This is a genomic window from Pseudomonas sp. NPDC087814 (assembly GCF_044742865.1).
GTDB lineage: Bacteria > Pseudomonadota > Gammaproteobacteria > Pseudomonadales > Pseudomonadaceae > Aquipseudomonas.
On sequence record NZ_JBIUVK010000035.1, the window covers coordinates 38,443 to 63,341 of the forward strand.

24 protein-coding genes are annotated in these 24,899 nt (G+C 61.8%); 16 read left to right on the forward strand and 8 right to left on the reverse strand.

Going from position 1 to position 24,899, the window contains the following annotated elements:
- Positions 1-92: 92 nt before the first annotated feature.
- Positions 93-443: a LemA family protein gene (locus ACIOMR_RS21960; protein ID WP_401196358.1), complete on the forward strand. Its 351-nt coding sequence runs from the start codon at positions 93-95 to the stop codon at positions 441-443.
- An 11-nt stretch (positions 444-454) separates the two neighbouring features.
- On the opposite strand, the gene ACIOMR_RS21965 is transcribed toward ACIOMR_RS21960, so the two are convergent.
- Positions 455-838 carry a DUF4440 domain-containing protein gene (locus ACIOMR_RS21965; RefSeq protein WP_087694087.1) on the reverse strand — a complete coding sequence of 128 codons (384 nt, stop codon included), beginning with the start codon at positions 836-838 and terminating at the stop codon, positions 455-457.
- Positions 839-904: 66 nt separating this feature from the next.
- Between ACIOMR_RS21965 and ACIOMR_RS21970 the strand changes: the two genes are divergently transcribed.
- The 4 genes from ACIOMR_RS21970 to ACIOMR_RS21985 all read left to right on the forward strand — a co-directional run bounded on the left by ACIOMR_RS21970 (position 905) and on the right by ACIOMR_RS21985 (position 5,978).
- Complete coding sequence (locus ACIOMR_RS21970; RefSeq protein ID WP_003211595.1) at positions 905-1,462, forward strand: helix-turn-helix domain-containing protein; 558 nt, start codon at positions 905-907, stop codon at positions 1,460-1,462.
- 11 nt (positions 1,463-1,473) lie between these two features.
- The gene (locus ACIOMR_RS21975; protein ID WP_008435874.1) at positions 1,474-2,820 is read left to right on the forward strand and encodes a glutamine synthetase family protein; all 1,347 of its coding nucleotides are present in this window, start codon (positions 1,474-1,476) and stop codon (positions 2,818-2,820) included.
- 50 nt (positions 2,821-2,870) lie between these two features.
- Entirely contained in the window at positions 2,871-3,968 is a 1,098-nt protein-coding gene (locus ACIOMR_RS21980) for a DNA alkylation repair protein (protein ID WP_401196362.1), read from the forward strand.
- 150 nt (positions 3,969-4,118) lie between these two features.
- Positions 4,119-5,978 (forward strand): DUF3857 domain-containing transglutaminase family protein, encoded by a 1,860-nt coding sequence (locus tag ACIOMR_RS21985; RefSeq protein ID WP_401196364.1) that lies wholly within the window; start codon positions 4,119-4,121, stop codon positions 5,976-5,978.
- Here the strand turns inward: ACIOMR_RS21985 and ACIOMR_RS21990 are convergent.
- Positions 5,975-6,865 carry a LysR family transcriptional regulator gene (locus tag ACIOMR_RS21990; RefSeq protein WP_003211603.1) on the reverse strand — a complete coding sequence of 297 codons (891 nt, stop codon included), beginning with the start codon at positions 6,863-6,865 and terminating at the stop codon, positions 5,975-5,977. The genes ACIOMR_RS21985 and ACIOMR_RS21990 overlap by 4 nt on opposite strands.
- A 129-nt stretch (positions 6,866-6,994) precedes the next feature.
- Here ACIOMR_RS21990 and ACIOMR_RS21995 point away from each other — a divergent pair, with 129 nt between their 5' ends.
- The 6 genes from ACIOMR_RS21995 (at position 6,995) to ACIOMR_RS22020 (ending at position 14,986) form a co-directional block, all read left to right on the forward strand.
- Complete coding sequence (locus tag ACIOMR_RS21995; RefSeq protein ID WP_177019728.1) at positions 6,995-8,638, forward strand: GMC family oxidoreductase; 1,644 nt, start codon at positions 6,995-6,997, stop codon at positions 8,636-8,638.
- A gap of 145 nt (positions 8,639-8,783) precedes the next feature.
- A complete protein-coding gene (locus tag ACIOMR_RS22000; RefSeq protein WP_008435879.1) occupies positions 8,784-10,406 on the forward strand; it encodes an MFS transporter in 1,623 nt (540 codons plus the stop codon).
- A gap of 235 nt (positions 10,407-10,641) precedes the next feature.
- On the forward strand, positions 10,642-12,591 hold the full coding sequence (locus ACIOMR_RS22005; protein ID WP_401196368.1) for a DNA topoisomerase III: 1,950 nt from the start codon (positions 10,642-10,644) through the stop codon (positions 12,589-12,591).
- A 135-nt stretch (positions 12,592-12,726) separates the two neighbouring features.
- Positions 12,727-13,167 carry a CBS domain-containing protein gene (locus tag ACIOMR_RS22010; RefSeq protein ID WP_003211614.1) on the forward strand — a complete coding sequence of 147 codons (441 nt, stop codon included), beginning with the start codon at positions 12,727-12,729 and terminating at the stop codon, positions 13,165-13,167.
- A 14-nt stretch (positions 13,168-13,181) separates the two neighbouring features.
- Entirely contained in the window at positions 13,182-14,030 is an 849-nt protein-coding gene (locus ACIOMR_RS22015; RefSeq protein WP_401196371.1) for an NAD-dependent protein deacetylase, read from the forward strand.
- A gap of 626 nt (positions 14,031-14,656) precedes the next feature.
- Entirely contained in the window at positions 14,657-14,986 is a 330-nt protein-coding gene (locus tag ACIOMR_RS22020; protein WP_003211618.1) for a hypothetical protein, read from the forward strand.
- A gap of 64 nt (positions 14,987-15,050) precedes the next feature.
- On the opposite strand, the gene ACIOMR_RS22025 is transcribed toward ACIOMR_RS22020, so the two are convergent.
- Positions 15,051-15,959: a LysR family transcriptional regulator gene (locus ACIOMR_RS22025; RefSeq protein ID WP_023658941.1), complete on the reverse strand. Its 909-nt coding sequence runs from the start codon at positions 15,957-15,959 to the stop codon at positions 15,051-15,053.
- Between the two features lie 132 nt (positions 15,960-16,091).
- Here ACIOMR_RS22025 and ACIOMR_RS22030 point away from each other — a divergent pair, with 132 nt between their 5' ends.
- From ACIOMR_RS22030 to ACIOMR_RS22040, 3 genes are read left to right on the forward strand one after another with little or no spacing between them, the layout of a single operon-like run.
- The gene (locus ACIOMR_RS22030) at positions 16,092-16,790 is read left to right on the forward strand and encodes a CoA transferase subunit A (RefSeq protein ID WP_008435892.1); all 699 of its coding nucleotides are present in this window, start codon (positions 16,092-16,094) and stop codon (positions 16,788-16,790) included.
- A 31-nt stretch (positions 16,791-16,821) separates the two neighbouring features.
- Complete coding sequence (locus ACIOMR_RS22035) at positions 16,822-17,481, forward strand: CoA transferase subunit B (RefSeq protein ID WP_003211625.1); 660 nt, start codon at positions 16,822-16,824, stop codon at positions 17,479-17,481.
- An 11-nt stretch (positions 17,482-17,492) separates the two neighbouring features.
- On the forward strand, positions 17,493-18,674 hold the full coding sequence (locus tag ACIOMR_RS22040) for an acetyl-CoA C-acetyltransferase (protein ID WP_003211627.1): 1,182 nt from the start codon (positions 17,493-17,495) through the stop codon (positions 18,672-18,674).
- 60 nt (positions 18,675-18,734) lie between these two features.
- On the opposite strand, the gene ACIOMR_RS22045 is transcribed toward ACIOMR_RS22040, so the two are convergent.
- Both ACIOMR_RS22045 and ACIOMR_RS22050 read right to left on the reverse strand, forming a co-directional pair.
- A complete protein-coding gene (locus ACIOMR_RS22045; protein ID WP_003211628.1) occupies positions 18,735-19,154 on the reverse strand; it encodes a PaaI family thioesterase in 420 nt (139 codons plus the stop codon).
- Between the two features lie 93 nt (positions 19,155-19,247).
- Positions 19,248-20,333, reverse strand: a complete 1,086-nt coding sequence (locus ACIOMR_RS22050; RefSeq protein WP_177067209.1) for a DUF1615 domain-containing protein — start codon at positions 20,331-20,333, stop codon at positions 19,248-19,250.
- Positions 20,334-20,479: 146 nt separating this feature from the next.
- Here ACIOMR_RS22050 and ACIOMR_RS22055 point away from each other — a divergent pair, with 146 nt between their 5' ends.
- Entirely contained in the window at positions 20,480-21,094 is a 615-nt protein-coding gene (locus tag ACIOMR_RS22055) for a LysE family translocator (protein ID WP_307519466.1), read from the forward strand.
- A gap of 125 nt (positions 21,095-21,219) precedes the next feature.
- Here the strand turns inward: ACIOMR_RS22055 and hemB are convergent, their stop codons facing one another.
- The 3 genes from hemB to ACIOMR_RS22070 form a co-directional block, all read right to left on the reverse strand.
- Positions 21,220-22,194: a porphobilinogen synthase gene (hemB, locus tag ACIOMR_RS22060; RefSeq protein ID WP_003211635.1), complete on the reverse strand. Its 975-nt coding sequence runs from the start codon at positions 22,192-22,194 to the stop codon at positions 21,220-21,222.
- A 123-nt stretch (positions 22,195-22,317) separates the two neighbouring features.
- Complete coding sequence (locus tag ACIOMR_RS22065) at positions 22,318-23,160, reverse strand: PhzF family phenazine biosynthesis protein (RefSeq protein WP_401196378.1); 843 nt, start codon at positions 23,158-23,160, stop codon at positions 22,318-22,320.
- Between the two features lie 8 nt (positions 23,161-23,168).
- Positions 23,169-23,867, reverse strand: a complete 699-nt coding sequence (locus tag ACIOMR_RS22070) for a glutathione S-transferase N-terminal domain-containing protein (protein WP_008435902.1) — start codon at positions 23,865-23,867, stop codon at positions 23,169-23,171.
- A 217-nt stretch (positions 23,868-24,084) separates the two neighbouring features.
- On the opposite strand from ACIOMR_RS22070, the gene ACIOMR_RS22075 reads away from it, so the two are divergent.
- Positions 24,085-24,786 carry a histidine phosphatase family protein gene (locus ACIOMR_RS22075; RefSeq protein ID WP_219405804.1) on the forward strand — a complete coding sequence of 234 codons (702 nt, stop codon included), beginning with the start codon at positions 24,085-24,087 and terminating at the stop codon, positions 24,784-24,786.
- Positions 24,787-24,899: the final 113 nt, after the last annotated feature.

The window sequence follows — 24,899 nt, forward strand, 5'->3', positions numbered from 1 at the left end:
GATGGAAGCGGCAGATGGATGGGCGGCCAGCGACCGGGCCGGCGATTAATCAGATAAGATTGGTTCTTTTTTCCAGCCGCTCAGGAATTCCAATGACTGGTACCCACGTCATCATCATTTTCGTGACCGTTGTCACCTTGCTCGCGCTCTACGTGTTCGGCACCTACAGGGAACTGGTGGCCCTGCTCGATCGCTGCAAAAAAGCCTTCGGCCAATTCAAGGAGGCCGAACAACAATTGGCGGCGGCGCAAAATGCCTCGTCACCCACCACAGAAATCGCCAGCCTGGAAAGCCGTGTCGCGTTCACCCGCCAGCTCTTCCACGACTCGGTCAACAACTACAACACCTACAAGCACAAGTCGCCGACCTCGGTGGTGGCCGAGCTGCTCGGGCATCGTGATGATGTCAGCCTGTCGGGGTTCGAGGCCAAGCGTACGGCCTGACCTGCCGGCGCTTACACAGGTGCACGCTGACGTGTCGGCGTGCCCTGATGAAACACCATCTGCCACTGCCCGCCGCTTTCGCGCCACACCGAACTGCGCAACGACTCCCCCGCCGCATTTGCATCCGTCGCCGCGCGCTGGCAGCGATACGTCACCAACGCCACGCCTTCGGCCAGCACCTTCATTGCAAAGTCACTGACGCTTCGGGCTGAAAACACCTCATCCTGCAGCCCCTCGATCACCTCGGCCTTGCTGCCCCACACATTGCCGCTGGCACCAAATTCGACGAAATCATCCGCCAGCAGCACCGACAACCGCGCCGCATCTGCACGGGTGGTGCATTGGTGCAGCTCCTGTTCCAGGCGGCGTAAATGCTCTGCCAACTCCATACCCATTGCCCTCGTGAAATTAATCCTGTAATTTTTCATGAAATTTCCTGATAAGAATTTCACGAAGCGCCCATGGACAAGCAAGAAGAACTCGACGCCCTGGCGATCCTGATCCACGACCTGCGCAAGCACAAGAAGCTCACCCTGGCGCAACTGGCGCAAAAGATCGAGCGTTCCGTGGGTTTCCTGTCCCAGGTTGAACGCGGCCTGTCGCGCCCGACCGTGGCCGACCTCACAGCCATCAGCCACGCGCTCGGTGTGCCCACCACCTATTTCTACAGCCTGTCCAAACCCAAGGCGGTGGACTGGGTCACCCGCCCCAACGAACGGCGCACGGTGTATTACGCCAATGGCATCACCGACATCCTGGTGTCGCCGAGCATGCACGGCGCGTTCTCGATCCTCGACAGCCTGCTGGCCCCCGGTGCCAACAGCGGCGAACAAACCATGAGCGACCGTGCCGAACAGGCCGGTTACGTGCTGGAGGGCGAGTTGACGCTGTGGGTCGAGGGCGAGCCGGACTCGGTCACCCTGGGCCCCGGCGACAGCTTCCACCTGGCCAGTTTTGCCCACTGCCGCTACGGCAACCTGACCGACCTGCCAGCCCGCGTGCTGTGGGTCTATAACTAGGAGCAACACCCGTGAAAAGCCATGCTTCCACGCTTTTGGCCGAAGTCCGGACCTTTCGCCAGAACCATCCCGATGTGCGCTACGTCGACCTGATTGCCCTGGACATTCCCGGGCATTTCTACGGCAAGCGCTACCCGGTGGAGATGCTGGAAAAGGTCGCCGCCGGCAGCCCGTTGAAACTGCCGCAGAACGCGGTGCTGCTGGGTGCCCAGGGCGGCCTGTTCAAGATCGGCGACTATTGCTTCCACGACGGCGACCCGGACGCCAACCGCCGCCTGGTGCCCGGCACCCTCAAGCCGGTGAGCTGGGAGGCGCAGCCGCTGGGGCAGATGTTGATTACCTCCGACGGCACCGAAGCGCCCATCGAATTCGAACCCCGGGAAGTACTGGCCAAGGTGCTGGAACGCCTGCAGCGCAAAGGCATTCACCCGGTGGTCGCGTTCGAGCTGGAGTTCTACCTGTTCGACAAAAAGCTCAGCGACGGCCTGCCGCAATTTGCCCGCGACCCGCTGAGTGATGACGCGGACGACCAGCCCAACTTGCACATCGAGCGCCTGTCACGCTTTGCGCCGGTGTTGGACGATATGGTCGAGACGGCCAAGGCCCAGGGCATCGACATCACGGTGATCACCGCCGAACTCGGCCCCGGCCAGTTCGAAATCAATTTCGGCCACCTGGAAGACGGCCTGCGCGCCGCCGACTGGGCCGCCCTGTTCTGCCGCAGCACCCGTGGCGTGGCCCTCAAGCACGGCTACCGCGCCAGCTTCATGGCCAAGCCTTACCTGCAACATCCCGGCAGCGGCATGCATGTGCACGTCAGCCTGTACGATGCGGCGGGCAATAACCTGCTGGCGGCCCACCAGCAGCAACCGTTGCGCCACGCGGTGGCGGGTTGCCTGGAACTGCTGCCGCACTGCATGCCGATCTTCTCGCCCAACCACAACGCCTTCCGCCGCCTTGGTGGCACGGTCAACGCGGCAACCCGCGCGTGCTGGGGCTTTGAAGACCGTGACGCGTGCGTGCGAATTCCTGAATCCGACCCGCGCAACCTGCGCATCGAACATCGCCTGGCGAGTGCCGATGCCAACCCGTATCTGGTATTGGCGGCGATTCTGGTGGGGCTTGAGCATGGTCTTGAAGCAGCGAAGGAGCCCATCGCCCCGCTGAACGAAGACCGCAACAGCGGCGCGGACTTCCCCCTGGAAATGCTGGAGGCGGTGCGCGCCATGCAGCATCAGCCGACGTTGCGCGAAGGCCTGGGCGCGGAGTTTGTCGACGTGTATTGCGAAAACAAACGCCAGGACCACCTGGCGTTCCAGCAGGAAATTCATGCGCGGGAATATCGCTGGTATCTCTAGGCACTGATGGTTAGCCTCGTGGGCATCTCTGGCTAACCGCGGACTTGCCCATGACCGACCAAAGCGCCCCGGCCCTGAAGGAAATCTTCAACGCCGAACGCCTGCAACACATCGCCAGCGAAATGACGGCGGTGTACCCGGCGTTCGACGCCAAGGGTTTTCTCAAACACGCCAAGGCCGGGTTGGCAGACCTGTCGGTGATGCAGCGCATGGCGCGGGTCAGCGAAAGCCTGAACGCTGTGATCCCGCTGGATTATCCGCAAACCCTGAAGTTGCTGTATGCCCTTGCCCCTCGGCTGAACAGCGCCTTTGTCAGCCTGTTCCTGCCCCACTACGTTGCCAGCTACGGCGGCGATGATTTCAAGCGTTCCATGGCTGCCCTCAAGTATTTCACCACCTTTGGCTCTGCCGAGTTTGCCGTGCGACATTTTCTGCTGAAGGATTTCAAGCGCACCCTGGCGGTGATGCAACAGTGGTCGCTGGACGACAACGAACACGTACGACGCCTCGCCAGCGAAGGTTCACGGCCACGGCTGCCATGGTCGTTTCGCCTGGCCGAGGTGCAGGCCGACCCGAACCTGTGCGCTTCGATCCTCGACAATCTCAAGGCCGACAGCAGCCTCTACGTGCGCAAGTCGGTGGCCAACCACCTCAACGACATCACCAAGGACCATCCGGATTGGGTGCTGGGCCTGATCGAAGGCTGGTCCCTGGATAACCCCCACACGGCGTGGATCGCCCGCCACGCGCTGCGCAGCCTGATCAAGCAAGGCAACACCCGGGCGCTGACGATCATGGGCGCCGGGGCCAGGGCCGAAGTGAAGATCCATCAACTCAAGGTCGAGCCGGCGGCGATCAAGTTGGGGGAGCGGATCAACCTGTCCTTCAGCCTGGAGTCCACTGCCGATTCGTCGCAAAAGCTGGTGGTCGACTACGCCATCGACTATGTGAAAAGCGCCGGTCACAGCGCGTCCAAGGTGTTCAAGCTCAAGGCATTTACCCTGGGTGCCGGAGAACATCACGCCATCAGCCGTGGCCAACATATCCGTGAATTGACCACGCGCAAGCACTATCCCGGCAAGCATGCGGTTCACGTGCTGGTGAACGGTGAGCGGCTGGGAAGCGTCGAGTTTGAACTCGAAAAATAATCCTTAAAACATTAACGAAGGCTCTAGATCGGGCCTTACAGCGTAATTAATTGTCGGACAATGCTAGGCATTCGTGTTGCGATCCATTATCATCCGGCGCCTTCTCGGTACCCCTAGGGTACTTGTGTCAATGTTCCACCTGAGGCGCCCATGCTCCGTTTTTCGTTTTACCGTCCCCTGATCTGCATCAGCTGGGGGCTTGCCAGTCACAGCGCGCTTGCCGCCCTGCAACCAATGGCCGAAGCCCCACTGGCCAGCGACACCGAGCTGCATTGCCACTTCAACCGCGACGCCAGCGTCGACTGCACTACCCGCTTTCACTACACCATCCTCAAGCCAAGCGGCCGCGAAATGCTCTCGCGGATCGACTTCAGCTACCAGGAAGAAGACGGCTTCGAACTGATCAAGGCCGAGTCCACCCAGCCCGGCGGCAAACCTGTGCCCCTGGACCCGACGCAAATCGACACCCGCACCGCCCCCAACCCGGACCAGGGTTTCTCCCGGGAAAAACAGACCTCGCTGGCGTTTCCCAACCTGCGGGTCGGCACGCAAATCCGCTACACGGTGCGCGAACATCACCCGGCCAAACCGCTGATGACCGAGTTCTACTACGCCTTGCAGTTCGGCCCCAACGCCGCACGGCGCGACCACTTCAAGGCACGCTTCACCGCCGAGCGGCCGATCGAGTGGCGCAGCGAATTGATGGAGGGTTTCAGCATTACGCCATCGGCCAATCGCAAGACCCTGGACGTGGTGCAAAAGGCCCCGACCTACCTCAGCTACATCAACGAATCCGCCAACGCCTACATACGCCACGCCCCGCGTATCGAAGTCGGCAGCTCCCTGGATCGCCAGCAGTACTTCGGCGGCTTTGCCGAACGCTACAACCAGATCCTCGGCGCCAAGCTGCCGCCCCAGGGCGCCGCCGCCGTGGCCGCCGTTCGCGGCTTGCCACCGGCACAACAGGTGGCCGGCCTGATGCAGCACATCAACGACCACTACCGTTACCTGGGCGACTGGCGCGCCTCGGATCGCGGCTACGTACCCTTCAGCCTGGCCGAGATCGAACAGCACGGCTACGGCGACTGCAAAGACCTTTCGACGCTGCTGGCGGCCATGCTCAAGGCCAGCGGGATCAAGGCCGAACCGGCCTGGGTCAGCCGCGGCGATGTGGTTAACCCGCTGCTGATTCCCGGTACCGGCGCGCCGAACCACGCCATCGTCCGCGCCGAAGTCGATGGCCAGGTGTGGTGGCTGGACCCGACCAACCCGATCTTCGCCCCCGGCCAGACCCTGCCCGACATCCAGGACCGCTGGGTGCTGGTGACCAACGCCGAGGGCCAGGTACGTGAAGAACACATCCCGCTGCAACCCGCCGCCGCCACGTTGATCCTCGACAAACAGGAGCGCTTCGACGCCCAGGGCACCGCCCGGGTCTCGGCCACCGTTGATTTTCGCGGCATGCCGCTGATGCAACTGAGCGTCGCCGACCGCCAGCAAGGCGCCACCGCCAGCGACCAGAACATCTGCGACAATTTCGGCAAACAGATCACCGACTGCCAGGTCGAGCGCCCCGCCACCGCCTTCTTGATCCCGGCCAGCTACAAGGTCAGCGCCACGCTGACGGACATGCGGCCCCTGGAACCGCTGGGCAACGACCACGTCTACAACGATGCCTTGCTGCAAGAGAAATGGGACGGTCTGCTCAACTACCGCCGCAATGGGCAACTGGCCGACTTGTACATAGGCAACCCCGAGACGCTGGATTACACCATCACACTGTCGGGTGGGCAGATCGACAAGGACATCAAGGCTTGCCAGGTACGCTCGCCGTGGTACGACCTGGACCTGACGGGTGAGCGCGTCAAGGGCGACTGGCGTTATCACTACGTCCTGACGCAGAAAATACGCTGGCTGACCCACGATGAAATTGTCAGCGCGCCGTTTGAAAAGATGATCAAGGAGATCCGTGCCTGTGGTGAGCAGGTGCATCAGGTGGTGAAGCTCTAACCCTCCCCCAGCAAAACCCCTTGCTCCCGCGCGCAGAGTTCCACCAGGTAATCCCACAACACCCGCAACCTTACCGACTTGTGCAACTCGCGCCGGGAGCTGATCCAATAGCTGCGCTGGATGCTCTCCGCCGGTAGCAGCGGCACCAGGTCCGGGTCGCTCGCCGCCATGAAGCAGGGCAATACGGCAATTCCCAACCCCGAGCGCGCCGCCTGGTGCTGGGCGATCACGCTGGTGCTGTGGAACACCACTTTGGGGTTGCGGCAGAAACTGCTGAGGAATTTCAGTTCCTGGCTGAACAGTAAATCGTCGACGTAATCGATCCAGGCGTGCACCGCCAGGTCCTCGCGTTTTTCAATCGGCGGTGTGCGGTCCAGGTAGCTGCGGCTGGCGTAGAGCGCCAGGCGGTAGTCGGTGAGTTTGCGAGTCACCAGTTGGTCGACGCTGGGGCGTTCGAGGTGGATGCTGATTTCCGCTTCGCGGTTGAGGATGCTGACAAACCGTGGCACTGCCAGCAGTTCCACTTCCAGGCCCGGGTAGCGTTCGAACAGGCCGCCCATGCGACTGGCCAGGAACATCACGCCCAAACCCTCGGCCACCCCCAGGCGGATCTTGCCCAGGGGCGCGGCGGAATGAGTCAGTTCTTCTTCGGCCAGCAGCGCCACGTTTTCCATGGCTTCGGCATGTTTGAGCAGGGCTTCGCCGGAGGGCGTGAGTTCGTAACCCTGGGCGTGCTGCACGAACAGCGCAGTGCCCAGGCTTTTCTCGATGGCCTCGATGTGCCGGGCCACGGTGGCGTGGGTGGTTTTCAGGCGTTGCGCCGCCGTGAGCAAGCGCCCGCTACGCTGTAACTCAAGAAAGAACCGCAGATCATTCCAGTCGAACATGCCTTCCCCTTCTTCCCCTGAACAGCAGCGTTGTCTAAAAACGCACAGCAGCTGGGTAAAAACTAACATTTTTAAGACGAAAACTAACAACTAGGATGGGACCAATAAGAAAAACAAGCGAGGTCACAGATGCATTCTGCAGCTGCTGAATACGATTACGTGGTGGTAGGCGCCGGCCCGGCGGGCTGCCTGCTGGCCAATCGACTGTCTGCCAACCCTGCCCATCGCGTGTTGCTGCTTGAAGCAGGCGGTCGCGATAACTACCCCTGGATCCATATTCCCGTCGGCTACCTGTTCTGCATCGGCAACCCACGCACCGACTGGTGCTTCAAGACCGAAGCCCAGGAAGGCCTGCAAGGCCGAGCGCTGAGCTACCCGCGCGGCAAGGTGCTGGGCGGGTGCTCGTCCATCAACGGCATGATCTACATGCGCGGCCAGGCCCGGGATTACGACGGCTGGGCCGAGGACAATCCCGGCTGGGCCTGGAAGGATGTGCTGCCGCTGTTCAAGCAGAGCGAAAACCATTTTGCCGGTGCCTCGCAATTTCACAGTGACGGCGGTGAATGGCGGGTTGAGCAACAGCGCCTGCACTGGCCGATCCTCGATGCGTTTCGTGACGCGGCGCAGCAAAGCGGTATCGACAGCATCAGCGACTTCAACCAGGGCGACAACGAAGGCTGTGGCTATTTCCAGGTCAATCAGAAATCCGGCGTGCGCTGGAATGCGGCCAAGGCGTTTCTCAAACCGATCCGCCAGCGGCCCAACCTGACGGTGATGACCGAGGTTGAAGTCGACCGCGTACTCCTGGAGAACGGCCGTGCGGCGGCGGTGGTTGCTCGCCAGCATGGCCAGCCAGTCACGTGGCGGGCGCGCAAGGAAATCATCCTGTGCGCCGGCTCCGTCGGTTCGCCCGGCATCCTGCAACGCTCCGGTATCGGCCCCTCCAGCGTGCTCAAGCCTTTGGGCATCGATGTGCTGCACGAGTTACCCGGCGTGGGCGGCAACCTGCAGGATCACCTGCAACTGCGCCTGATCTACAAGCTGGAAAACGCCCGCACCCTGAACCAGATCGCCGGCACCGTGTGGGGCAAGATGGGCATGGGCCTGCGCTACCTGTACGACCGCAGCGGCCCGTTGTCCATGGCCCCCAGCCAGCTTGGCGCGTTCGCCCGTTCCGGGCCGGAGCAGACGTCGGCCAACCTCGAATACCACGTGCAACCGCTGTCCCTGGAGCGCTTTGGCGAACCACTGCACGGGTTCCCGGCCTTCACCGCTTCGGTGTGCGACTTGCGCCCGCAAAGCCGTGGCCGCATCGACATTCGCTCGGCCAACCCGGCAGACGCACCGCTGATCCGCCCCAACTACCTCAGCCATCCGGAAGACCTGCGGGTGGCCGCCGACGCCATTCGCCTGACCCGACGCATCGTCTCGGCGCCGGCCCTGAAGCAATTCAACCCGGTGGAGTACCTGCCCGGCGCAGAACTGCAGACGGACGAACAACTGCAGGAAGCCGCCGCCCGCATTGGCACCACGATTTTCCATCCGGTGGGCACCTGCCGCATGGGCAGCGACAAGGACGCGGTGGTCGACGCCCAACTGCGAGTGCACGGGGTTCCCGGCCTGCGCATCGCCGACGCGTCGGTCATGCCACGCATCACTTCAGGCAACACCTGCTCACCGACGCTGATGATCGCGGAAAAAGCCGCGCAGCTTATCCTTTCGCCGAACACAAGGAGCCTCGCCCCGGAGAAAGAACTGACCTTACCGGCTTGACCTGCGGGAGCCCGGCTTGCCGGCGATGGCGTTTTCAGCTTGAGAGCGCCATCGCCGGCAAGCCGGGCTCCTACAGGGGAATAGCGGCGCCGATGTGGCGCCGACAGTGGAACAACAATAAATAATCACTGTGAGGGCTACCCAAATGTCAGAACACGCTCAACCCCTGGGCTCCGCCACCAAGGCGCGAGACAGCAACGACACACAGAAAGTCATCTTCGCCTCCTCCCTCGGGACGGTGTTCGAGTGGTATGACTTCTTCCTCTATGGCGCACTCGCGGCGGTAATCAGCAAGCAGTTCTTTGCCGGGGTCAACGACACCACGGCGTTTATCTTTGCCCTGATGGCCTTCGCCGCCGGCTTTGTGGTGCGCCCGTTCGGCGCGCTGGTGTTCGGTCGGCTGGGTGACATGATCGGGCGCAAGTACACCTTCCTCGCCACCATCATCCTGATGGGCCTGGCGACTTTCTGCGTCGGCCTGCTGCCGACCTATTCGAGCATCGGCATTGCCGCACCGATCATCCTCGTCGCGCTGCGCATGCTCCAGGGCCTGGCGCTGGGCGGCGAGTACGGCGGCGCAGCCACCTATGTGGCCGAGCACGCCCCGGCGGGCAAACGCGGCTTCCACACCAGCTGGATTCAATCCACCGCGACCCTCGGCCTGTTGCTGTCGCTGCTGGTGGTGCTGGCGTGCCGTTACTTCACCGGCGACCAATTCGAAGTGTGGGGCTGGCGCCTGCCGTTCCTGCTGTCGATCGTGCTGCTGGGTATCTCCACCTGGATCCGCATGAGCCTGCACGAGTCGCCGGCGTTCCTGAAAATGAAAGAGGAAGGCAAGGCCAGCAAGTCGCCGATCCGCGAGTCGTTCGGCAAATGGGAAAACCTCAAGATCGTGCTGATTGCGCTGTTCAGCATCAACGCCGGCCAGGCAGTGACGTTCTATGCCGCGCAGTTTTATGTGCTGTTCTTCCTCACACAGTTTTTGAAGATGGATCCGGCACTGGCCAACATGCTGCTGATCATCAGCGTGGTGATTGGTGCGCCGTTCTTCATCTTCTTCGGCTGGCTTTCGGACAAGCTGGGACGCAAGCCGGTGTTGATGGTCGGCCTGCTGCTGGCCACCGCGCTGTACTTCCCGATCTTCAAGGGCCTGGCGCACTACACCAACCCGGCGATGGACCACGCCAGCCGCCAGTCGCCGATCACCGTATTGGCAGACCCGGCCACCTGCACCTTCCAGTTCGACCCGGTGGGCAAGGCGCGTTTTGACAGCCCCTGCGACAAGGTCAAGACCTTCCTGGTGAAACAGGGCCTGCCGTACGAAAGCGCGGCCGCCCCGGCGGGCAGCGCGGTGCAGGTGAGCGTGGGTGATGTGCGTATCGACGGTTACGACGAAGCCGCCCTGAAAGGCGCGGTGACCCTGGCGGGTTATCCGCAATCGGCTGATGTGGCCCAGGTCAACAAAACCATGGTGGTGGTGCTGATCGTCGCGCTGATCCTGATCGCCGCCATGTGCTACGGCCCGCTGGCAGCGCTGATGGTGGAGCTGTTCCCGACACGCATCCGCTACACCTCGCTGTCGCTGCCATACCACATCGGGAATGGCTGGTTTGGTGGCTTCCTGCCGACGGTGTCGTTTGCGCTGGTGGTGTACACCGGGGATATTTTCTATGGGCTGTGGTACCCGGTGGTCATTACCGGGGTGAGCCTGATCGTGGGGCTGATTTGCCTGAAAGAAACCAAGAACGTCGATATCGACAATAACTAAACGTCGATCCGGCCGACGCTGGAGTTTCAGTGTGGGAGCGGGCTTGCTCGCGAAAGCGGGGTGTCAGTCGCCGGATAGGTTGACTGATACACCGCGTTCGCGAGCAAGCCCGCTCCCACATTGGGTTTAGCACCAGACACACAAATTGCTGTATATCCATCCAGATAAAAGTTGCCCAATTCTGATTTATTGCTCATCCTGCTCCCCATTCAATTGCGTAGCGAATGTGGTGACCATGCGGCTGTTCCTCTGTGAAAAACCGTCCCAGGCCAAGGATATCGCCGCCGTGCTCGGCGCGACCCGGCGTGGCGACGGTTGTTGGCTGGGTTCAGGCGTGACGGTGACCTGGTGCATCGGCCACCTGCTGGAAACCGCCCCGCCCGACAGCTACGACGCCAAGTACAAGCGCTGGGTGCTGGCCGACCTGCCGATCATCCCCGAAAAGTGGAAGATGCTGGTCAAGCCCAAGACTGCCAGCCAGTTCAAGGCGGTCAAGCGTCTGCTGGGGGAAGCCCAGGAACTGGTGATCGCCACCGATGCCGACCGTGAGGGCGAGATGATCGCCCGTGAGCTGGTGGAGCATTGCCGTTATCGCGGCCCCATCCAGCGGCTATGGCTCTCGGCGCTCGACGACGCGTCGATCCGCAAGGCCCTGGCCTCGTTGAAGCCCGGTGCTGAAACCTTCAGCCTCTACCATTCGGCCCTTGGCCGCTCCCGTGCCGACTGGCTGATCGGGATGAACATGAGCCGCCTGTTTACCCTGCTGGGCCAACAGTCCGGCTACCAGGGCGTGTTGCCGGTCGGCCGTGTGCAAACCCCGACCTTGCGCCTGGTAGTGGACCGGGACCGCAGCATTGCCGACTTTGTACCCCTCGCTTATTGGGCCATCGATGTGGATCTGCTCCACGACGACATCACCTTTACGGCGCAGTGGCGCGCGACCGAAGACGCCTGTGATGATCAGGGCCGTTGCCTAAATCCGCAGCTTGCCCGGGACGCCGCCAATGCCATGAGCAACGCCGCCAGTGCGCGACTGGTCAAACTGCGTACCGAGCGGATGCGCGACGTGGCGCCCCTGCCCTTCGACCTCGGCACCTTGCAGGAAGTCTGCTCGAAAAAACTCGGCCTCGGCGCTCAGGAAACCCTGGATGTTGCGCAGTCGCTCTACGAAACCCACAAAGTGATTACTTACCCGCGCAGCGATTGCGGCTACCTGCCCCTTAGCCAGCACGGCGACGCTCCGAAAATCCTCGCGGCGCTGGGGCGGGCCGATCCGGCGGTGAATGAATTGATGCCACACATCGACCCGAAGCGGCGCTCCCGGGCCTGGAACGACGCCAAGGTCAGCGCTCACCACGGCATCATTCCCACCGGCGCCGGCAAGGATGTCGGGCAATTGACGGGCAAGCATCGCGCCGTCTACACCTTGATTCGCGCCCGCTATCTCGCGCAGTTCCTGCCCAACCACGAGTACGACCGTACCCAGGCAGATTTCGATTGTGCCGGTGAAGCCTTGCGGGCTGTCGGTAAAGTCATCGTCGAGCCGGGCTGGAAACGCGCATTGCCGGAAGCATTGGCACCGGCCAAGGGCCGTGAAGCACCTGCGCCGCAGTCCTTGCCAAAACTGGTTCAGGGGCAGGACTACGCCGTGGCCAAGGTCAACCTCAAGGACCTGTGGACCCAGCCACCCAAACCCTTCACCGAAGGCGACCTGATCAAGGCGATGAAAAACGTCGCCAAGCTGGTGGAAGACCCGCTGCTCAAGCAAAAGCTCAAGGACACCACCGGGATCGGCACCGAAGCCACCCGCGCCGGGATCATCCAGGGCCTGCTGGATCGCGGTTACCTGGTGAAAAACGGCAAGGCGCTGTCGGCAACGCCTGCCGCGTTCAGCCTGATTGATGCAGTGCCACGGGCAATCGCCGACCCCGGCACCACGGCCATCTGGGAACAGGCGTTGGACATGGTGCAAAGCGGTGAGATGAGCCTGGAAGAGTTCGTTGCCAAACAGGCGGCGTGGATGAGCAAGCAAGTCACCCGCTGCACCGGCATGCGTCTGACCATCAGCGGTCCGGCCAGCCCGGCAGGACGGGGTGCCACACCGTGGAAAAACAAACGCAAACCGGCCAAGCGCAAGACGGCCACCAGCCCGAAGCGGGCGGCGAAACCGGCAAACAAGGGCTGAGAAGCACTAAGAAATCGCGACAATGACGTTTTTCGACGGGATGTATGCCGCTTTGGACCTTGCCCTGCTGCAGGCCATCCAGGATTCTGTAGGGCCTGCTAACCTCCCAACAATAACAACACCGGAGTGGCCTCCATGAAAACCGTTGCCCAAGTGCTGAAGTCCAAAGACCAGCATAACCATCAAGTCCACACCATCCCCCACGACCATACGGTATTTGAGGCCTTGATCGTGATGGCTTCGAAAAACGTCGGGGCCTTGCCAGTGCTCCAGGACGGCAAGGTGGTGGGCATCATCAGTGAACGAGACTATGCCCGTAAGGTCATCCTCCATGGATTGTCTTCGGTGACGACCAAAGCCCACGAGATCATGAATTCACCGGTGATCACCGTCGACACTCACCAGACTGTCGAGACGTGCATGACGATCATGACTGACCGACATCTGCGGCACCTGCCTGTGGTGGAGAACGGCGAGCTCCTTGGCCTGCTGTCCATCGGCGACCTGGTCAAGGAAGCGATTGCCGAACAGGCCGACCTGATCAAACAGCTGGAGCAGTACATTCGCGGCGAATAATCATTGGGGACCCCATGCTCGATACCCTGCAACATCAAGTCGATAACCAGCTCGACAACCTGCACCGGGCCATGGCCGAACGGCGCTTCCTGGTGCTGACCGGTGCGGGTATCAGCACCTCTTCGGGGATTCCCGATTATCGCGACAGCGAAGGCGTGCGCCGGGGCAAGGCACCGATGATGTACCAGGAGTTCCTGGCAACCCCGCAGGCGCGCCGCCGCTACTGGGCGCGGGCGATGCTCGGCTGGCCGAGGGTGCGTGTCGCGCAGCCGAACGCGGCGCATATCGCCCTGGCCACTCTGCAGCAACGCCAGCGCATTACCGGGCTGATCACCCAGAACGTCGACACCCTGCACGACCAGGCTGGCAGCCATGATGTGATCGAACTCCACGGCAGCCTTCACCGGGTGCTATGTCTGGATTGCCAGCAGACCAGCGAACGGGACCTGATCCAGCGCCGAATGGAAGCGGAGAATCCGTACCTGGCGGGTGTGGATGCTGTTCAAGCCCCCGACGGTGACACCCTGCTGGACCCGGCCTTTGAAGGACGTTTTCAGGTGCCCCGCTGCCCCCACTGCGGCGGGCAACGGTTGAAACCGGACGTGGTGTTTTTCGGCGAGAACGTCGCCCAGGGCACGGCAGCCAAGGCGATGGCGGCGGTGGATGACGCAGAAGGATTGCTGGTGGTGGGTTCGTCGCTGATGGCGTATTCAGCGTTTCGGTTGTGCAAGGCGATGGTCGAGCAAGGCAAGCCCGTGATTTCCATCAATCTGGGCAAGACACGGGGCGATGAGTTGCTGCAACTCAAGATCGAAGCCTCCTGCGAACGTTTGTTGCCGTTGCTGGCAGAACGCCTGGGATAGCCCAATCCTGCTTTTCTGTGGCGAGGGAGCTTGCTCCCGCTGGGCTGCGCAGCAGCCCCAAAACCGACAACCGAATGATTCCTGCAGAACCGCAGTCAGCCTGGTGGGGGCGCTTCGCACCCCAGCGGGAGCAAGCTCCCTCGCCACAAAAAGCCCCCGGATCCCGCGACCTGCCCGCACGAAAAGTGACGCCCAAGTCATGTTTTCCGCTCACACCCCCGCCCTGCAAGGATTTATGTAGTGCTCAAAAATAATCACTACATAATCGTTGACGTAACCGTTTTGTAATTGCATGATTCAAGCGTCTCCCGGATCGGGAGCGTTGGTAACACGCGTTTTGAACAAGCTCGTCTGACCGCCGAGCTGTTTTTTCCGGATGTGCACTGCCCACAAGGCAGATTGATGAAGCTGACCGGCCCGAAAGGATCGGTACAAGGAGCTCAAACGCTGCTTGTCTTCGTTATGAAACCATTGCGTAGCAGGTCATCAGCAAGACTACATGCATCGGTTCAAGACCCTGCCCGTATTCGGCAGACAGTCGCTGACGCCCGGTTTTCTGAGCCGGAGACAACTTAGTAGTTTTAACGGATCAACTAGAGATCGCCAACTGGTCAAGGGGCTTACACATGAATCTGAACAACCAACCAACTATCGATGAATTGGCTGAGATGTTCGCAGCGCAGAAAGACACGCTCGACGACCATATCCTTTGGATTGGTAAATCGGGCCAGGTCCATATTGACTGCCTGGCGCCCCACACCGTGGAAGAAGAGTTCGACAGGAATAACCGTGAACTGGCAGCGCGCCTGAAGATGTACCGCCGCGGCCAGGGTTATGTCGGCAAGAAAGCCGCCGCCGATCGCAACTTTATCGAGCAGGTCTTCCATACACTTAATACCGAGTGGCAGAACCTTAAAGGCCATTCGCAAGTTAAGGTGATCGACAGATACTGCTGATAACTACGCACTTATCACTTAAGCCTGCTCGCTTAAAACGAGCAGGCTTTTTTATGGCCGACGGTTATTGCAACAACGCCGGGAAACGCCCCTTCCCCGCTTCATCGCAAAAAATATCAAACATGGCCTGGGCCGCCGCTGAAAGTTCGTGGCCGGGCTTGGTCAGTACACCAATCGGCCGTTCGATCACCGGATCGCTCAAGGTGATGCAATGGGCGCCTGCTTCCTGCATTTGGCGTGCACACAACGCCGGCACTGCACTCACGCCCAAGCCACTGGCAACCATCTTGCCCACCGTCGCCAGTTGATGGCTCTCCAGGGCTACGGGCAGCTTCAGGTCCAGCGCCTTCAGGTGTTCTTCAAGCATCACTCGTACCGTGGACGGGCGCTGCAAGGTGATGAAGGGTTGTTCCAGCAAGGTGTGCCAGGCGATATCGGAGCGGCGTGCCAATGGCGAGTCACCGGGCACCACCGCCACAAAGCGGTCCACATACAGCGGGGTGAACACCAGCGATGAGCTTTCCGACGGTTCAAACGCCACGCCCAACTCCACTTGGCGATCGCGGACCATTTCCAGCACCTGCTCGTTGATCACGTCATTCACCGTTACGTTGACCTGAGGATAGCGCGCGCGAAAAATCTTCAGGATCGGTGGCAGCAGGTTTCCGGCAAACGACGGCATCGCCGCCACCGTTACCCGCCCGCGCTGCAGGGTGAAACGCTGGCGCAACTCATCCTCGGCATTGTCCCAATCGGCGATCAGGCGCCGGGCCAGGGGCAGTAGCGATTCTCCTTCGGGAGTCAGCGCGACATTGCGCGTATTGCGGCTGAACAGGCGCCCGCCCAGGCCTTCTTCCAGGCCTTTGATGGTCAGGCTCAAGGCCGACTGGGAAAGATGCAAACGCTCACAGGCGGCCGCAAAGCTCAGGGTCTGGGCCACGGCAAGAAAGGCACGCATCTGTTTAACTGTCATGAAGCGTCTCCGATGGCTGAGGACTATGCTGTTTTTTAAATCAATCAACCTTAAAAAACAACTTAACAAATCAATCCGTCGGCGCAACACTCGGTTCATATGGCTGGCCCACAAACAATAAAAGAGGTGCATATGGCAGGTTTTGATAAACGCGTGGCGTCCTATGAAGAGGCGCTGGCAGGCCTGGAAGATGGCATGACGGTTCTTGCCGGTGGTTTTGGCCTGTGCGGCATCCCGGAAAACCTCATTGCCGAAATCAAGCGCAAAGGCACCCGCAACCTGACCGTGGTCTCCAACAACTGCGGCGTCGACGGCTTCGGCCTGGGCCTGCTGCTGGAAGGCAAGCAGATCAGCAAGGTCTTCGCGTCCTACGTCGGTGAAAACGCCCTGTTCGAGAAGCAACTGCTCAGCGGCGAAATCGAAGTGGTCCTGACGCCCCAAGGCACCCTCGCCGAAAAACTGCGCGCAGGCGGTGCCGGCATCCCGGCCTTCTTCACCGCCACCGGCGTCGGCACGCCAGTCGCTGAAGGCAAGGAAACCCGCGAGTTCAACGGTCGCCCGTACCTGATGGAAGAATCCATCACCGGCGACTTCGCCATCGTCAAAGGCTGGAAAGCCGACCACTTCGGCAATGTGATCTATCGCCATACCGCCCAGAACTTCAACCCGCTGGCCGCCACCGCCGGCAGGATCACCGTGGTCGAAGTCGAAGAAATCGTCGAACCGGGCGAGCTGGACCCGGCGCATATCCACACCCCAGGGATCTACGTCGACCGGATCATTTGCGGCACCTTCGAGAAGCGCATCGAACAGCGCACCCTCCGCAAATAATCCACCAGCCCAGATAATAAGGAGACAAAAAATGGCTCTTACCCGCGAACAAATGGCTCAACGCGTCGCCCGCGAAATGCAGGACGGTTTCTACGTCAACCTCGGCATCGGCATTCCGACCCTGGTGGCCAACTACATCCCAGAAGGCATGGAGGTCATGCTGCAGTCGGAAAACGGCCTGCTGGGCATGGGTCCGTTTCCTACTGAAGAAACCATCGATGCCGACATGATCAACGCCGGCAAACAGACCGTCACCGCGCGCATTGGCGCGTCGATCTTCTCCTCGGCCGAATCCTTCGCGATGATTCGCGGCGGCCATGTCGACCTGACCGTGCTCGGCGCGTTTGAGGTCGATGTACAGGGCAACATCGCCTCGTGGATGATCCCCGGCAAGCTGGTCAAGGGCATGGGCGGCGCGATGGACCTGGTGGCCGGTGCCGAGAACATCATCGTGATCATGACCCACGCGTCCAAGGACGGTGAGTCCAAGTTGCTGAGCCAATGCAGCCTGCCGCTGACCGGCGCCAACTGCATCAAGCGCGTGCTGACGGACCTGGCCTACCTGGAAATCGAAAATGGCGCTTTTGTCCTCAAGGAACGCGCACCTGGCGTCAGTGTTGAAGAGATCGTCAGCAAGACAGCCGGTAAACTGATCGTCCCGGACCACGTTCCAGAAATGCACTTCCAGTGAGGACAGATTCCATGCAAGACGTCGTGATTGTTGCTGCCACCCGCACCGCCGTGGGCAGCTTCCAAGGTTCGCTGGCAAGCATCCCGGCCCCGGAGCTGGGGGCTGCGGTGATTCGTCGCCTGCTGGAGCAGACCGGCATCGACCCGGCACTCGTGGATGAAGTGATCCTTGGCCAGGTGCTCACCGCCGGCAGCGGCCAGAACCCGGCCCGCCAGGCCTCGATCCTCGCTGGCCTGCCCCACGCCGTGCCGGCGCTGACCCTGAACAAGGTCTGCGGCTCGGGGCTCAAGGCCCTGCACCTGGGCGCACAAGCGATCCGTTGCGGCGATGCCGAGGTAATCATCGCCGGCGGCATGGAGAACATGAGCCTGGCCCCGTACGTATTGCCGGCCGCCCGCACTGGCCTGCGCATGGGCCATGCGAAGATGATCGACAGCATGATCACAGACGGTCTGTGGGATGCGTTCAACGACTACCACATGGGTATCACCGCCGAGAACCTGGTGGACAAGTACGGCATCAGCCGTGAAGCCCAGGACGCCTTCGCCGCCGCCTCCCAGCAAAAAGCCACAGCGGCCATTGAAGCCGGGCGTTTCAGCGATGAGATCACGCCGATCCTGATTCCCCAGCGCAAGGGCGACCCGGTGGCCTTCGCCGTGGACGAACAGCCACGGGCGGGCACCACCGCCGAATCCCTGGCCAAGCTCAAGCCGGCCTTCAAGAAAGACGGCACCGTCACCGCCGGCAACGCATCCAGCCTCAACGACGGCGCGGCTGCCGTGCTGCTGATGAGCGCGGACAAAGCCAAGGCGCTCGGCTTGCCAGTGCTGGCCCGAATCGCCAGCTACGCCAACGCCGGCGTCGATCCCGCGATCATGGGCATTGGCCCGGTATCGGCCACCCGCCGCTGCCTGGACAAGGCCGGCTGGAGCCTGGGCGACCTGGACCTGATCGAAGCCAACGAAGCCTTTGCCGCGCAGTCACTGGCGGTGGGCAAAGAGCTGGAATGGGACGCGGCCAAAGTCAACGTCAACGGCGGCGCGATTGCCATCGGCCACCCGATTGGCGCGTCAGGCTGCCGTGTGCTGGTGACCCTGCTGCATGAAATGATCAAGCGTGACGCCAAGAAAGGCCTGGCCACCCTGTGCATCGGTGGCGGGCAAGGTGTAGCCCTGGCCCTTGAACGCAGCTGATTTCAAAGAGCAACATGGAAAAGGCCCGGTTCCACGAAAACCGGGCCTTTTCTTTATCGGTCAGTCCCGCGCCTGGGGCACCGCAAACACCGCATTTGCCCGCACCACCACCTTCTCCCCGACCTGCACGCTGACCGTGGCAAACGCCATCTGCCGCCCGCGCTTGTGATGCTCCAGACGCACCTCGACCCACTCCCCTACCTGCACCGCGCCGAGATAATCCAGGGTCATGCTCGCCGTGATCAACGGCAGCGGCGGCTCGCTGGAAAACGCCATGGCGTAGCCCATGCCCACATCCGCCAGGGTGGCCAGCACGCCACCGTGCACGGTGCCGCGTCCGTTGGCGTGGCGGTTGTCGGCGCGCAGGCCGATTTCCAGCTGCAAGCCTTCACCTCGGCTATACACCGGGCCAAGCAGGTCCAGGAGTGGGCTGCTGCGACGCAGTGGGGTAAAGCCTTCGGGGATGGCATGGGCAGTCATGTCAGGTTCTTCCTTGGGGACAAGACTGGAGGTGTATCCCACCGCAGCCATCCGGACCATCAACATCAGCCCGGTAAATCCCCGGTGATAAGCCTAACGCTTCATGCAGCGCTGATAACGCTCATCCACGCGCTTGGCAAACCAGGCCGTGGTGAGGTTGCGGGTGATCTTCGGGCTTTTCAGCACGATGCCCGGCAGGATCGCCCGCGGCACCGGTTTGCCGGCGGCCTTGTCGGCCAGGGCGAACACCCGCTGGTACAGGGTGGTGTCTTCAAAATCCAGGCGCTCGCCCTGTTCCAGCTGGCTGCGGATGCTCGGGTTGCGCATGTCCAGCGCCTTGCCCAGTGAGCGCACTGCCAGCTCGGTGGTGCCTGGCAGGAACGAGCCGTAGTTGATCAAGTCGCCGTCCAGCGCCAGCGTGGTACCCGAGACCCGGCTGACAGCCGCCTGGAATGCCGCATTGCGGCTGGCGTACCAACCCGCGTTGAAATCGGCGAAGCGGTACAGCATCTGGTCGTAGTGCACCGGGTAGCCCAGCAGATGGGTGATGCCAAAGTACATGCCGCCTCGGCGGGTAAACACTTCCCGGCGGATGCTGCCATCCACGGTGTAGGGATAATCCCGGGCCTGCTTTTGTGCAAAGTCGATGCTGACCTGCATCGGGCCTGCGGTATGCACCGGGTTGAAGCCGCCAAACAGCGTATTGCCCAAGGGCACGACACTGATGAAGTCGTCAAAGATTCCACTCAAATCCCGCTCGGTGCGCGCAGCGTTCAAGCGCTCGGCGTAGGACTTGCCGGTGGGCGAGCGCAGTTGCAGTGCCGTGCGCACCAATACCGCCGGCACATGGACTTTAGCGGCGCGCCGCAGGATTTCGTCCTGGGCGATCTTGCCCATGTTCGGTACCGGCGGGTCAACCTGATAGGTGGACTCCTGCTCGGTCACGGCCAATACCGCGCAGATGTTCTCCGTACCAGGGTAGATTTTCTGCGTGTTGAAGGCGGTGTAGATGTCCTGGGCCCAGCCGCCACGATCCGGCACGCTGGCCGGCATCAGTCGCACGATCTGCGCTTTCACCTCGGCTTCGCTGCGCTCCGGCAGTTGCTGGGTGCGCTGGCTGGAGCAGCCGGCCAGTACCAATAAGGTGGTAAGGCACAGGATGAGGCGAGATGAACGCATGGGGCTTCCTTGGGCGACAATGGGCCAGTCTTGGCAGATATCGACCGGTAAGTCTAACCGGGGTTCGCCGACCTGCTGCTCTCGCCAAAAAAACCAGGACGTGAAAGGATCAGGCACCCGTCGTTCCTACAAGGAGTTTGAATGCCATGCTTAGCCTGAACTTCCTGATCACCTGCCTGATCGTCGTGCTCATTCCCGGCACCGGCGTGATCTTCACCGTGTCCACCGGACTGACCGCCGGCAAGCGCGCCAGTGTGTTCGCCGCGCTGGGCTGTACCGCCGGGATCGTTCCGCACTTGTTGGCCTCCGTGCTTGGGCTGTCCGCCCTGCTGCATACCAGCGCCCTGGCGTTCGAAGCCCTCAAGTATGCCGGGGCCGCCTACTTGCTGTACCTCGCCTACGCCACCTGGCGGGACCGAACGGCCTTTGCCATGAACGACACACCGACGCTTTCCAGCGCCCGCAGCCTGATGGTGCGGGGCCTGTTGCTGAATATTCTGAACCCCAAGCTGACGATTTTCTTCCTGGCGTTCCTGCCGCAATTCGTCACCCCGGGCGCGGGCGCACCGGCCCTGCAAATGCTGTTGCTGAGCAGTGTATTCATGGCGATGACGTTTGCGGTGTTTGTGATTTATGGCCTGCTGGCCAATGTGTTCCGCCGCGCGGTGATCGAATCGCCACGTGTACAGAACTGGCTGCGCCGCAGTTTTGCAGCGGCGTTTGCGGGGTTGGGGCTGAACCTGGCGTTTGCCCAGCGCTAAGTTGCAAGCAGCCGCGAACAGCCTTCTTGTGGCGAGGGAGCTTGCTCCCGCTGGACTGCGCAGCAGGCCCATTTTCAGGGCCGCTGCGCGCCCCAGCGGGAGCAAGCTCCCTCGCCACAGGTTACTTAGATCCCGGCGAGTGCCAGGTCCATCGCGAAGTAGGTGAAGATCAAGTCCGCACCGGCGCGCTTGATCGAGCCCAGGGTTTCCCGCACTACGCGGGCTTCGTCGATCGCGCCCGCCTGGGCGCCGAACTTGATCATCGCGTACTCGCCGCTGACCTGGTACGCCGCCACCGGCAAACGCGAGGCTTCGCGGATGTCGCGGATGATGTCCAGGTACGCGCCGGCCGGCTTGACCATCAGCGCGTCCGCACCTTCCTGCTCATCCAGCAACGATTCGCGCACCGCTTCGCGGCGGTTCATCGGGTTCATCTGGTAGCTCTTGCGATCGCCCTTCAGCGCGCTGCCGCCGGCTTCGCGGAACGGGCCGTAGAGGGCCGAGGCGAACTTGGTGGAATAGGCCATGATCGGGATATGGCTGAAGCCTGCTTCATCCAGGGCCCGGCGAATGGCCTGGACCTGCCCGTCCATCGCGGCAGACGGCGCGATCACATCGGCACCGGCACGAGCGGCAGCCACAGCTTGCTTGCCAAGGTTGACCAGGGTGCGGTCGTTGTCGACTTCGGCGCCGTGCATCACGCCGCAATGGCCGTGGTCGGTGTATTCGCAGAAACAGGTATCGGACATCACGATCATTTCCGGCACCGCATCCTTGATGATCGAGGACATGCGCGACACCAGGCCACGCTCTTGCCAGGTGTCACTGCCCGAGGCGTCCAGGTGGTGGGACACGCCGAAGGTCATCACCGACTTGATCCCGGCTTTGGCATAGCGTTCGATCTCGCCGGCCAGCTTCGACTCGGGAATGCGCTGCACCCCGGGCATGCTGGTGATCGGCACGAAGTCGTCGATTTCTTCTTCAACGAAGATCGGCAGCACCAGGTCATTGAGGGTGAATTCGCTTTCCTGGAACAGGCCACGCAACTCCGGGGAGCGGCGCAGGCGGCGTGGACGGGCTTCGGGGAACTGGCTGGACATTGATGCTCCTGAAAAAAGGCAGGCCAAAAATCTTTGGGGCGAAAGCTTATGCCTCGTGCACCGCAGAGCACAAACGCCAAGTGCGGAACAGTTTATTGCAGGCTTGGTAACAATTGCATTGATCTAGAGCTGTAGACGGCCTTCAATGCAAACGGCAACCGCGCCGCCGACCCAGATTTCCTCGCCGCTGTGTTCAACGCGGATTCGCCCGGCGCGGCCCATGGCGGTGCCCTGGCTGACCACATAGCAACTGGGCGCCAAACCCTCGCCCAGCAACCACTGGGCGACACCGGCGTTCAGGCTGCCGGTGGCCGGATCTTCCGGAGCGCCGTCGCCGGCAATAAAGGCCCGCACCTCAAACTGCGCCTCATCGCCATCCCGCTCGGGATTCCACGGGGCGATCACGCCCACGGCCAAGCCCTGCAACTGCGAATAGTCCGGCCGCAGTGCCAGTACCTGCTCGCGATCCGCCAGCATCACCGCCAGCCAGCCCGCGCCGTTATCCACCCACTGGCTGCGCAAAATCGCACCGGGTTCAAGGGCCAGGGCCCGACGCACGCGCTCGACCAATTCAGCTTCCAGCGGGCCGGAACGCAGCAACGGTGGCGCGATAAACGCCAGTTCATCGCCCTGGCGGCGGATGCGCACCAGGCCGATCTCACACTCCTGGATGATCTCCTCCCCAGCGGGTTGGCCACCGGCCAGCAACCAGGCATGGCAACTGCCCAGGGTCGGATGGCCGGCAAACGGCAACTCCTTGAGGGTCGTGAAGATCCTTACGCGGTAGTCCGCTCGTGGATCACGGGGCTTGAGCAGGAAGGTGGTTTCGCTGAGGTTGGTCCAGTTGGCGAAATCCGCCATCTGCTGGTCGCTCAGGCTGTCGGCGCCCAGCACCACGGCCAACGGGTTGCCCTTGACGGCCACACTGCTGAAAACGTCCAGTTGTTTGAAGTCGAAAGAAGCCATGCCGGTCCTTATGCTGGGATGTTCAAGCCACGGATCACCGCCGGCCGGGCGACGAACCCGTCCAGGGCCCGCAGTACGTTCGGGAAGTCGGTAATACCCACCAGGTCGCCAGACTCATAGAAGCCGATCAGGTTGCGAACCCACGGGAAGGTGGCGATATCGGCGATGCTGTACTCGTCACCCATGATCCAGGTGCGGCCCAACAGGCGCTTTTCCAGCACCTCCAGCAAGCGGCGCGACTCGGCGACGTAGCGATCGCGCGGGCGCTTGTCTTCATAGGCCGCGCCGGCGAATTTGTTGAAGAACCCCACCTGGCCGAACATCGGTCCGATACCGGCCATCTGGAACATCAGCCACTGGATCGTCTCGTAACGCATCGCCGGGTCTTCGGGAAGCAATTCACCGCTCTTCTCGGCGAGGTAGATCAGGATCGCGCCCGACTCGAACAGCCCCAGCGCCTGGCCGCTCGGGCCATTGGGGTCGATGATCGCCGGAATCTTGTTGTTGGGGTTCAGCGACAGGAACTCGCTGGAAAGCTGGTCCTGGGTCTCGAAACTGACCTTGTGCGCCTCGTAGGGCAGGCCGATTTCCTCGAGCATGATCGACACCTTGACCCCGTTGGGCGTGGGCAACGAATACAGCTGCAGACGCTCGGGATGCCGGGCCGGCCATTTGGCGGTGATGGGGAAGTCTGAAAGTGAGTTCATCATGGGACTCCTGATAAAAGTAGGAGAGTAGTGGTTCGGTGCCTATCGTGCATCCGTCTTAATTCAGCAACATCGGCGGGTTAATCTCCTGCACACGGCAAGGATGCCGCCCCATCTCCCCCGCGAAACGAACCAAACTGCCTTGGGGAACTCTTAAAGAGCGCCCGATGGCTGGGCTTGCTTGCCCTGAATCCCTGCACCGAGACTTAGAACCATCATGACCTACAAGCCTCTGTGTCTTGCGAAACGCTTCAAACGCTACGCCTACATCCTGCTGCCGGTATTGCTGGTGAGCGCCGCGGTCGGCCTTAGCCTGGAATCGCGGGTCAGCCGCGCCCAGCCGGTCGACGGCGTGCAAACCCTGGTGTTCCTGCGCCATGGCGAGAAACCTGCCGGGGGCCTCGGCCAACTCAACTGCCAGGGGCTTAACCGTGCGATGAACCTGGCCACCGTGCTGCCGGAAAAATTCGGCAAGGCCAACTACGTGTTCGCACCCAACCCGACCCGCAATGTCGAGGAAGGCGAGAAAGACAACTCCTACAGCTACATCCGCCCGTTGATGACCATCAGCCCCAGCGCGATCAAGCTCGGGTTGCCGGTCAACATCAAGTTCTCGGCCAATGACACCAGCGCCCTCGCTGACGAACTGGTGGAAGACAAATACCACAACGCCGTCATCTACACTGCCTGGTCCCATGGGTATCTGCCGGACTTGATCAACAAGGTGGCAAGCGAGGCCGTCGGTGAAAAACATGTGATTACCGACGATTGGTCCGGCAGCGATTTCGATAGCTTGTATGTGTTGACCCTGACCTGGCACAACGGCAAGGCCTCGCTGCTCAGCCGCAACTACAAGCAAGGCCTGGATAATGGCCAGCAGACTTGCCCGGACGCAACGCAAGTCAGCGCCGATATCTGACCGCCCCTGAAGACCCGTGGGGGGGGGGGGGGGGGGGGGGGGGGGGGGGGGGGGGGGGGGGGGGGGGGGGGGGGGGGGGGGGGGGGGGGGGGGGGGGGGGGGGGGGGGGGGGG

Coding starts and splice junctions, on each gene's coding strand:
- ACIOMR_RS22035 (WP_003211625.1), top strand. CDS start 16,822: ATGGCTCTTACCCGCGAACAAATGGCTCAACGCGTCGCCCGCGAAATG.
- ACIOMR_RS22010 (WP_003211614.1), top strand. CDS start 12,727: ATGAAAACCGTTGCCCAAGTGCTGAAGTCCAAAGACCAGCATAACCAT.
- ACIOMR_RS21960 (WP_401196358.1), top strand. CDS start 93: ATGACTGGTACCCACGTCATCATCATTTTCGTGACCGTTGTCACCTTG.
- ACIOMR_RS22065 (WP_401196378.1), bottom strand. CDS start 23,160: ATGGCTTCTTTCGACTTCAAACAACTGGACGTTTTCAGCAGTGTGGCC.
- ACIOMR_RS22045 (WP_003211628.1), bottom strand. CDS start 19,154: ATGACTGCCCATGCCATCCCCGAAGGCTTTACCCCACTGCGTCGCAGC.
- ACIOMR_RS22025 (WP_023658941.1), bottom strand. CDS start 15,959: ATGACAGTTAAACAGATGCGTGCCTTTCTTGCCGTGGCCCAGACCCTG.
- ACIOMR_RS21985 (WP_401196364.1), top strand. CDS start 4,119: ATGCTCCGTTTTTCGTTTTACCGTCCCCTGATCTGCATCAGCTGGGGG.
- ACIOMR_RS22005 (WP_401196368.1), top strand. CDS start 10,642: ATGCGGCTGTTCCTCTGTGAAAAACCGTCCCAGGCCAAGGATATCGCC.
- ACIOMR_RS21995 (WP_177019728.1), top strand. CDS start 6,995: ATGCATTCTGCAGCTGCTGAATACGATTACGTGGTGGTAGGCGCCGGC.
- ACIOMR_RS22040 (WP_003211627.1), top strand. CDS start 17,493: ATGCAAGACGTCGTGATTGTTGCTGCCACCCGCACCGCCGTGGGCAGC.
- ACIOMR_RS21990 (WP_003211603.1), bottom strand. CDS start 6,865: ATGTTCGACTGGAATGATCTGCGGTTCTTTCTTGAGTTACAGCGTAGC.
- hemB (WP_003211635.1), bottom strand. CDS start 22,194: ATGTCCAGCCAGTTCCCCGAAGCCCGTCCACGCCGCCTGCGCCGCTCC.
- ACIOMR_RS22020 (WP_003211618.1), top strand. CDS start 14,657: ATGAATCTGAACAACCAACCAACTATCGATGAATTGGCTGAGATGTTC.
- ACIOMR_RS21980 (WP_401196362.1), top strand. CDS start 2,871: ATGACCGACCAAAGCGCCCCGGCCCTGAAGGAAATCTTCAACGCCGAA.
- ACIOMR_RS22075 (WP_219405804.1), top strand. CDS start 24,085: ATGACCTACAAGCCTCTGTGTCTTGCGAAACGCTTCAAACGCTACGCC.
- ACIOMR_RS22030 (WP_008435892.1), top strand. CDS start 16,092: ATGGCAGGTTTTGATAAACGCGTGGCGTCCTATGAAGAGGCGCTGGCA.
- ACIOMR_RS22000 (WP_008435879.1), top strand. CDS start 8,784: ATGTCAGAACACGCTCAACCCCTGGGCTCCGCCACCAAGGCGCGAGAC.
- ACIOMR_RS22070 (WP_008435902.1), bottom strand. CDS start 23,867: ATGAACTCACTTTCAGACTTCCCCATCACCGCCAAATGGCCGGCCCGG.
- ACIOMR_RS21970 (WP_003211595.1), top strand. CDS start 905: ATGGACAAGCAAGAAGAACTCGACGCCCTGGCGATCCTGATCCACGAC.
- ACIOMR_RS22055 (WP_307519466.1), top strand. CDS start 20,480: ATGCTTAGCCTGAACTTCCTGATCACCTGCCTGATCGTCGTGCTCATT.
- ACIOMR_RS22050 (WP_177067209.1), bottom strand. CDS start 20,333: ATGCGTTCATCTCGCCTCATCCTGTGCCTTACCACCTTATTGGTACTG.
- ACIOMR_RS21965 (WP_087694087.1), bottom strand. CDS start 838: ATGGGTATGGAGTTGGCAGAGCATTTACGCCGCCTGGAACAGGAGCTG.
- ACIOMR_RS22015 (WP_401196371.1), top strand. CDS start 13,182: ATGCTCGATACCCTGCAACATCAAGTCGATAACCAGCTCGACAACCTG.